Here is an 8,048-nt window from a genome sequence, read left to right as displayed (position 1 = left end):
ATTTGTCTTAGATTATATTCCTAGTAAAGAGATTTTAGGTTTGCTCGGTTTGATTCCAATTTTCCTAGGCCTCAAAGTTTTGCTTTTAGGAGATTCTGATGGAGAAGCTATTGTAAAAGATGGTTTGCGCAAAGATAATAAAAACCTTATTTTTCTAGTCGCTATGATAACTTTTGCAAGTTGTGGTGCTGACAATATTGGTGTATTTGTCCCATATTTTACTACCTTAAATTTAGCGAATTTGATTGTAGCTTTACTTACCTTTCTAGTCATGATTTATCTCTTGGTTTTTTCTGCCCAAAAATTGGCACAAGTCCCTTCTATTGGAGAAACCTTGGAAAAATATAGCAGATGGTTTATTGCCGTTGTTTATTTAGGATTGGGGATATATATCCTGATTGAAAACAACAGTTTTGACATGCTATGGACTGTGTTAAACTAGGAGCAAATATTATGAAAAAAGATAGTATCTGCCAAGTGAATGTTATAAATCAACAAAATGTTACAACCGCAACGAACTACCTTGAAAAGGAAAAAGTCCAAAAATCACTTCGCATTTTATCAAAGTTTACCGATAATAAACAGATAAATATCCTCTTTTATCTCCTTGCTGTTGAAGAACTCTGTGTCTGCGATATAGCCTGTTTACTAAATCTCAGTATGGCATCTGCCTCCCACCATCTTCGTAAACTAGCCAATCAAAACATCTTGGACACTAGAAGAGAGGGGAAAATTATATATTATTTTATAAAAGATGAGGAAATCAGAGATTTTTTTAATCAACTAGGATAACAACTATTCAAAATGATGGACAAGTCAATCAATACTATGTGGAAGATAGCCACGAAGGTATTATTGATGAGGAGATTTGGGAGACTGTTCAACTGGAAATAGCTAGACGCAAAACTTATCGAGAGGAACATCAGCTCAAGTCTTATATCATGCAGAGTGAGGACAACCCATTTACCACCAAGGTTTTCTGCCAAGCCTGTGGGTCTGCCTTTGGTCGAAAGAATTGGGCAACCAGCCGAGGGAAACGTAAAGTTTGGCAATGTAACAACCGCTATCGCATCAAGGGAGTTGAAGGGTGTTACAGTAGCCATTTGGATGAAGCGACACTTGAGCAGATTTTCCTAAAGGCGTTAGAGATACTGAGCGAGAACATTGATTTGCTTGAGGGCAAGTGGGAGAAAATCTTAGAAGAGAATCGCCTGCTTGATAAGCACTACAGCATAGCATTGAGTGACCTGATTAGGCAGGAGCAGACAGACTTCAATCACTCAGATATGTGCCGAGTGCTAGACCATATCAGGATAGGGCTTGAAGGAGAGATAACCGTTCGCTTCCTGGAAGGAACTGAGGTAGACTTATAGAATAGCTGAAATTCCCTACTTTCATAGAGTACTACGAACGTATCTAAAAGAGCAACTGTATCCAACCTTGATGCAAAAGAGTGGATACCAGAAGGGTAATGTACCTATTGAATATTATCAGGAGCTTATCGGTGTCTGTTTTATCGAGACGGTTCGCTGGGGTATCAGAAACCGTATTGCTTCAACAGAGGAACTTTGCACCTACTTCTTGAATTTTTTAAACATTAAAAAACTGTCGAGAATATTTTTCTTGACAGCTCATTTTTTTTGATGATATAATTACAAATGTAATCAATCGACTACAATTGTAGTCTGTCGAAAGGAGGAAAGGTATTGAAAAGAGCTTTGTTGAAGCGCATAAAGGTAGTATAACTGTAAAAAGTAAATTAGGTCTAAGAACTAAATTTGTTATAAAGTTACCATTTCAATAAAGGAGGAGAGTTATTTATTTCAAAAATAGATAAAAAATGCTAAACTAATATGTGAATGTTGGTCAAAAAATATTTTTTCAACTGATTTCAATAGATAGTGTCGAAAAAGTTCATTTAGATATCTTATCAAATTCTGTAGTAATCTTTTCTAAGAAGGACTTATCAATAGCTACAATTAAAAAAGAAGTTTTTGGATTACAAATTTATGAGATGACTTAAATGTGATTAATTAAAGGAGGATGAACACAGTGAAAAAGATGATAAAATTAGTATTTGTAAGTCTTGGAATTATTGTATTTTTAGGAGCGTGTAGCAATCAAAGTGAATCGAATAATTCTAAAAGTACAAACGAGGAATCGACTTCTATAGCGTCTAGTAAAATGAATAGTATGGAGGGAATGAATCATGAGGGAATGAATCATGAAGGTATGGTTCCTTCTTCAATGAAAGATGCTGCGCACCCTAAATTCCCGGTGGGAAGTAATGTTATACTGCTAGGCGATCATATGAAAGGGATGAAAGGTGCAAAAGCTCAAGTTGTAGGAGCCTTTGATACTACAATTTATGAAGTAAGCTATAAGCCAAAAACTGGGGGACCAATGGTTAAGAATCATCGATGGGTAGTACAAGAAGAGTTAAAAGATACTAAGACTGTAGCAAATGAGGGCGATACTGTTATCTTGAATGCCGATCACATGGATGGGATGATGGGAGCTGAAGCAAAAGTAGATAAATCTATTACAAGAACTGTTTACGTTGTTAATTACACTCCAACCAATGGTCAAAAAGAAGTTAAGAATCATATGTGGGTAACTGAAGATGAGATGGAATATGACAAAAATAATTGATTTACAAGCTCCAGAAACAGATATTGAAACTATTCGACAAGGGTTTGAATCTGTTATTCAATATATAAAAATTTCATAAAAATAATCCTCTGAAGTCAAGAGTAACTTCAGAGGTTTTTACTGTTCAATAGGCATAAAATTTCCAGTAATCTTTCCCACAATCCTTGGTTAGTCTTCTACTGGCGCAAACTTGTCTGGGTAAGCCTTATTGATGGAAACGAGACGGTAACCATCTTCTTAAAGATATTTTATACAATAATAGTCAAAATGTCGCAATTTGTTTTGGAGTTTCAGTTCTTTTGAAGTCAAACCGTATTGCTTCAACAGAGGAACTTTGCACCTACTTCTTGAATTTTTTAAAACATTAAAAGACTGTCGAGAATATTTTTCTTGACAGTTCATTTTTTAGATGATACGATTACAAATGTAATCAAATGACTACAATTGTAGTCTGTCGAAAGGAGGAAAGGTATTGAAAAGAGAAATTAGTTTATCAGAATGGCAGGTCATGAGGGTTTTATGGGCAGAAAATCAATTAACCAGTCGTCAAATTGTTGAACGGTTGATTGATGATATGGATTGGAATGATAAAACCATCAAGACGCTCTTAAATCGATTGGTAAAAAAAGGATATGTTACCGTTATTGTAGAAGGAAGATATTATACCTATTCACCTGCTATATCCGAAATCGATCATGTTCAGACAGAGATAAAGCTGATTATAGAAAATATCTGCCAAACAAAACATTACGAACATTTAAAGGAGTGGTTAGATTATTTGGTATTGTCGCAAAATGATATAGATCATCTCATCTCAATTCTTGAGGAAAAACGTGTAGTAGCACCAGAAAAAGTCACCTGTCATTGCCAAGCTGGACAATGCAATTGTTAACAATCGTAAGGAGGAAATACAAATGGAACACAATCATCATATGCATCATCATTCAAATATACACCAGCACCAAGTCTCACAAAAGGAAGCGCACTCTTGTCATCATGATGGGCACAGCGGGCATGATCATAGCGGTCATGGGGAATTATTTAGCTGTTAAAGAACTTAGAAGACGCGGTGTTGAAGTAATCATGATTACTGGAGATAACAAACGAACAGCCAAATCGATTGCTAAGCAAGTGGGTATAGACAGTGTATTAAGTGAAGTATTACCTGAAGATAAAGTCGAGGAAGTCAAAAAACTACAAGAGGCAGGCAAGAAGGTAGCGATGGTTGGAGACGGCATTAACGATGCACCCGCATTAGCTCAAGCAGATTATTATTAATTAGAATAATAATTTATGGAGGAATAAAAATGAGTAAGAATAAACATATGTTATTAGGTATTGGACTTACAGTCGTATTAACTGCAGTTGGATATATTACACTTTTAGAACCAATGATTAGTTATTTTAAAATAAACCAGAGTGCAGTTAATATAGATATTCAAACAAGTAAAACAAAAAGTACACTTCCTATACCACCACTATTAGAGGATAAAAATCCAGATCCTAATATTGCGGATTTTACTTTAGAACCTCAAGAAAGAGAAACTTCATTTTTACCAAATACCAAGACACGAACTATGGGGTACAACGGAAGTTTCTTAGGCCCTGTCATCAGAGTAAGTAAAGGTGAGCAAGTAAATGTGCACGTAAATAACAAGCTAAAAGAAGCAACTACAGTTCACTGGCATGGACTAGAGGTAGAAGGAGAAAAGGATGGGGGCCCTCATCAAGGAATTGAACCAGGAACAACTTGGGAGCCTAGTTTTACAGTAAATCAACAGGCTGCAACATTGTGGTATCATCCGCACTTTGGAGGAAATACTGCTACCCAAGTTTATAAAGGTTTAGCAGGACTATTCTATGTGGATGATGAAGTATCAAAAAGCTTAAATATTCCTAAGGAATATGGAGTAAATGATATACCTTTAGTAATTCAAGATAGAAGCTTTGACAAGGACGGCAGTTTTATTTATAATACAAATATGATGGATGGAGCAACAGGGGATACTATCATAGTTAACGGAGCTATTAAACCTAATTTAGAGGTTAATAGAGTCAAGATGAGATTTAGAATAGTTAATGGTGCTAATGCAAGTAACTTTAATTTGAAGTTAGATAATAGAGATGGATTCTATCAAATAGCATCTGATGGTGGATTTTTAGAAAAACCGGTTAGCCAGAGAAATATTATGTTATCACCTGGGGAAAGAGCAGAGATAATAGTGGACTTTTCAAAGTATGAAAAGGGAACGCAGCTATCACTTATGAGTAATAAGGAAGCCATTATGACCTTTAATGTTAAAGGCGATGGGAAAGATGATACTGAAGTACCTAGCACTTTAACGAATATAGAAAGAATGTCAGAAGCACAAGCTACTAAGATAAGCAGTTTTGAGCTTCAAGGTATGGGTCACATGGTATCAATAAACGGTAAAAAGTTTGATATGAATAGAATTGATGAAACAGTGAAGCTTGGAGATACAGAGATTTGGGAAATTACAAACCCAGGATCTATGATGCATGAAATGGGACACCCATTCCATATTCATGGCACCCAGGTTCAAATTCTATCAAGAAACGGTAATGCGCCTTCTCCAGAGGAGAGCGGATGGAAAGATACTGTATATATTGAGCCTAACGAAAAAGTAAGACTTATAGTTAAGTTTAATAAGAAGGGTAGTTATATGTACCACTGTCACATTCTTGAACATGAAGAAGCAGGTATGATGGGACAAATTAAAGTAGAATAATAAATAATATTGAAGATCATGTCTTAAGCTTCGATGATATAGATCGACTAGAAAAAATATTAGAGATAAAAAAATCTTTCGCAGTAGAAGAAGTGGATTGCAATTGTCCAGAAAGACAATGCGAGTGTCATTTACATCATCATTAAGAATAAGGAGGAATTTAAAATGAACAATAACAACAAACATTTATCCCACTGTCACCATAATCATGGCGACATGGATCATTCAAAACATGAGCACGTAAGCACGGAAGAACATGGAGACCATAAGAATCAACATCAAGAACATCATGCTGAGCATGATCACAGCGGGCACAGTGGGCATGACCACAGTGGGCATCACGGAGGGCATGAACACCATCATCACGGTAACTTTAAGGAACTTTTCTTAAAATCATTGCCACTAGGAATCATTATTATGCTCTTATCCCCTATGGCTGGGTTTGACCTACCATTCCAGTTTACTTTTCCATATTCTGATATTGTAGTAGCTATTTTATCTACTATATTAATTATTTATGGTGGACGTCCATTCTATCAAGGCGCAGTTGACGAATTTAAACAAAAAGAACCTGGAATGATGGCTCTAGTTTCTTTAGGTATAAGTGTTTCATATTTATACAGTATTTATGCTGTTATCATTACCTACGTAACGGGTGGACACGTGATGGACTTTTTCTTTGAATTTGCTTCATTATTATTAATCATGTTATTAGGTCACTGGATTGAGATGAAAGCTATTGGAGAAGCAGGAGACGCACAAGCAGCATTGGCTAAGTTGGTACCAAAAGATGCTCACGTTGTGTTAGAAGATGATTCAATTGAAATACGTCCAGTTGCTGACTTACAGGTAGGCGATTTAATTCGTGTTCAAGCCGGAGAAAATGTGCCAGCAGACGGAACTATCGAGCGTGGCGAATCACGTGTGAATGAAGCTCTTTTGACTGGAGAATCAAAAGCAGTTAAAAAAGGTCCTGGCGATGAAGTAATCGGAGGCTCAACAAATGGAGAAGGGGTTCTTTATATTAAAGTGAATGAGACAGGTGATCAATCCTTTATCTCTCAAGTACAGACTTTAATTAGCCAAGCTCAAAGTCAGCCTTCCAGGGCAGAAAATATTGCGCAAAAGGTTGCAGGGTGGCTCTTCTATATTGCTGTTATTGTCGCGCTAATTGCTTTTGTAGTGTGGATGATTATTGGAGATATCCCAACGGCAGTTATATTTACTATTACTACATTAGTTATTGCTTGTCCGCACGCATTGGGTCTGGCTATTCCATTGGTAACCGCCCGAAGCACAAGCTTAGGGGCTAGCCGTGGCTTACTAGTAAAAGACCGCCAAGCCTTAGAAATAGCTCAAGATGCAGATGTGATAATTTTAGATAAAACGGGTACTTTAACAACTGGTGAATTTAAAGTATTAGATGTAAAACTTCTTAATGACAAATATACAAAAGAGGAAATCATTGCCTTATTGGCAGGTATTGAAGGAGGATCTAGCCACCCAATTGCTCAATCAATTATAAGGTTCGCCGAGCAGCAAGATATACGTCCAGCATCTTTTGATTCGATTGATGTGATTTCCGGTTCTGGAGTAGAGGGTAAAGCAGGTGGGCACCGTTACCAATTAATCAGTCAAAAAGCCTATGGACGTAATCTTGATATGGATATTCCAAAAGGAGCAACTCTTAGTGTCTTAGTAGAAAACGATGATGCCATTGGTGCTGTAGCTTTAGGGGACGAATTAAAACCAACGAGTAAAGAGTTAATTAAAGCTCTTAAAAAGAACAATATTCAACCAATTATGGCAACAGGTGATAATGAAAAAGCGGCTCAAGGCGCGGCAGAAGTTTTAGGGATTGAGTATAGATCAAATCAATCTCCACAAGACAAATATGAGTTAGTTAAAACACTTAAAGATGAAGGAAAGAAAGTTATCATGGTAGGTGATGGTGTAAATGATGCTCCTTCTCTTGCCTTAGCAGATGTTGGTATAGCTGTAGGTGCTGGAACTCAAGTTGCATTGGATTCAGCTGATGTCATATTGACTCAATCCGATCCAGGAGATATTGAATCATTCATTGAATTAGCACACAAAACAACTCGTAAAATGAAACAAAACCTATTTTGGGGAGCTGGTTATAACTTTATAGCTATCCCTCTAGCTGCAGGAATTTTGGCTCCTATTGGTATCACATTAAGCCCTGCATTAGGAGGAATCCTAATGTCTGTGTCAACAGTCATCGTCGCCATTAATGCTATGTTATTAAGTTTAGATCCAAAAAATAACGGTTAACAGATCGAATGATTGAAACTCATTAAAGTATCAAGATACAATAGTTTTACAGGAGAAAAAGAGATGTAAGTACTGGCTCTTTGTAAAATCGTGTTGGTAGAAGTAGACGATTTTTCGGCTCTTTGTCAACTGTAGTGGGTAGATGAAAAGCTAACACCTAGAGAGGACGAAATTGGTTCTCTCTTTCTTTATGTTCAAGGCAATCAAAATCCGTTTTCTAAAGTTTTCAAAGTTCCTAAAACCAAAGGCATTTCTTTTAATGACTTTGATGAGATTATTGGTAGCTTCCAGTTTGGCGTTGGAATAAGGCAATTCCATAGCGTTTAAAACCTTGTCTTTATCCTTTAGAAA

8 protein-coding genes and 3 pseudogenes are annotated in these 8,048 nt (G+C 36.5%); 10 read left to right on the top strand and 1 reads right to left on the bottom strand.

What is annotated here, in order from left to right:
* The 10 genes and pseudogenes from C1E99_RS00970 to C1E99_RS00925 form a co-directional block, all read left to right on the top strand.
* A partial coding sequence (locus tag C1E99_RS00970; RefSeq protein WP_105206338.1) for a CadD family cadmium resistance transporter occupies positions 1–442 on the top strand: 442 nt, incomplete at its 5' end.
* Positions 443–453: 11 nt separating this feature from the next.
* Complete coding sequence (gene cadX / locus C1E99_RS00965; RefSeq protein ID WP_105108485.1) at positions 454–792, top strand: Cd(II)/Zn(II)-sensing metalloregulatory transcriptional regulator CadX; 339 nt, start codon at positions 454–456, stop codon at positions 790–792.
* Positions 793–830: 38 nt separating this feature from the next.
* Positions 831–1,373 carry a zinc ribbon domain-containing protein gene (locus C1E99_RS00960; protein ID WP_416367538.1) on the top strand — a complete coding sequence of 181 codons (543 nt, stop codon included), beginning with the start codon at positions 831–833 and terminating at the stop codon, positions 1,371–1,373.
* Positions 1,374–1,833: 460 nt separating this feature from the next.
* Positions 1,834–2,023: pseudogene (locus C1E99_RS00955) on the top strand (hypothetical protein).
* A gap of 20 nt (positions 2,024–2,043) precedes the next feature.
* Positions 2,044–2,652, top strand: coding sequence for a YdhK family protein (locus C1E99_RS00950; protein ID WP_170243550.1), 609 nt, complete (start codon positions 2,044–2,046; stop codon positions 2,650–2,652).
* A gap of 472 nt (positions 2,653–3,124) precedes the next feature.
* Positions 3,125–3,544, top strand: coding sequence for a CopY/TcrY family copper transport repressor (locus C1E99_RS00945; RefSeq protein WP_105206337.1), 420 nt, complete (start codon positions 3,125–3,127; stop codon positions 3,542–3,544).
* Positions 3,545–3,708: 164 nt separating this feature from the next.
* Positions 3,709–3,921 (top strand): annotated as a pseudogene (locus C1E99_RS00940) (HAD-IC family P-type ATPase); the annotation flags it as partial.
* A gap of 38 nt (positions 3,922–3,959) precedes the next feature.
* The gene (locus C1E99_RS15545) at positions 3,960–5,402 is read left to right on the top strand and encodes a multicopper oxidase domain-containing protein (RefSeq protein WP_105206336.1); all 1,443 of its coding nucleotides are present in this window, start codon (positions 3,960–3,962) and stop codon (positions 5,400–5,402) included.
* 8 nt (positions 5,403–5,410) lie between these two features.
* A pseudogene (locus tag C1E99_RS15540) lies at positions 5,411–5,548 on the top strand (CopY/TcrY family copper transport repressor); the annotation flags it as partial.
* A 19-nt stretch (positions 5,549–5,567) separates the two neighbouring features.
* On the top strand, positions 5,568–7,697 hold the full coding sequence (locus C1E99_RS00925; RefSeq protein ID WP_018381137.1) for a heavy metal translocating P-type ATPase: 2,130 nt from the start codon (positions 5,568–5,570) through the stop codon (positions 7,695–7,697).
* A 150-nt stretch (positions 7,698–7,847) separates the two neighbouring features.
* Here the strand turns inward: C1E99_RS00925 and C1E99_RS00920 are convergent.
* Positions 7,848–8,048 (bottom strand): transposase (locus tag C1E99_RS00920; protein ID WP_161943210.1); only part of this gene is annotated, 201 nt, incomplete at its 5' end.

This window comes from Streptococcus suis, assembly GCF_002964045.1.
Taxonomy (GTDB): Bacteria; Bacillota; Bacilli; order Lactobacillales; family Streptococcaceae; genus Streptococcus; species Streptococcus suis_U.
Note: the sequence above shows the minus strand (reverse complement) of the source record. Positions and strands in the feature narration are given on the sequence as shown.